We start from the raw sequence: 625 nt of genomic DNA on the forward strand, positions 1-625 counted from the left end.
GCCCTACCGCAAGGTCGTCGACGGCAAGGTCACCGACCAGATCGACTACCTGACCGCCGACGAGGAAGACCGTTTCGTCAAGGCGCAGGCCAACACCGTGCTCAACCCCGACGGCACGTTCGCCGAGGCGCGCGTCCTGGTGCGGACGAAGGGCGGCGAGACCGAGCTGGCCCGTGCCGAGGAGGTCGACTACATCGACGTGTCGCCGCGCCAGATGGTGTCGGTGGCCACCGCGATGATCCCTTTCCTCGAGCACGACGACGCCAACCGGGCGTTGATGGGCGCCAACATGATGCGGCAGTCGGTGCCGCTGCTCAAGAGCGAGGCGCCGCTGGTCGGCACCGGCATGGAATACCGTGCCGCGACCGACACGGGCGACATGGTCACCGCCGAGAAGGCGGGGGTCGTGGAGGAGGTCTCGGCCGACTACGTCACCGTCATCAACGACGACGGCACGCAGACGACGTACCGGGTGGCGAAGTTCAAGCGCTCCAACATGGGCACCTCGTTCAACCAGAAGCCCATCGTCGCCGAGGGCGACCGGGTCGAGGTCAACCAGGTGATCGCCGACGGGCCGTGCACCGACCAGGGTGAGATGGCGCTCGGCAAGAACCTGCTGGTGGCG

General features: G+C 67.5%; 1 pseudogene. It reads left to right on the forward strand.

Features of this window, described 5'->3' with window-relative positions:
- Positions 1-625, forward strand: a pseudogene (locus E1295_RS48340) (DNA-directed RNA polymerase subunit beta); the annotation flags it as partial.

Origin of the sequence: Nonomuraea mesophila (assembly GCF_004352805.1) — a bacterium.
In the GTDB taxonomy this organism is placed as follows: domain Bacteria; phylum Actinomycetota; class Actinomycetes; order Streptosporangiales; family Streptosporangiaceae; genus Nonomuraea; species Nonomuraea longispora.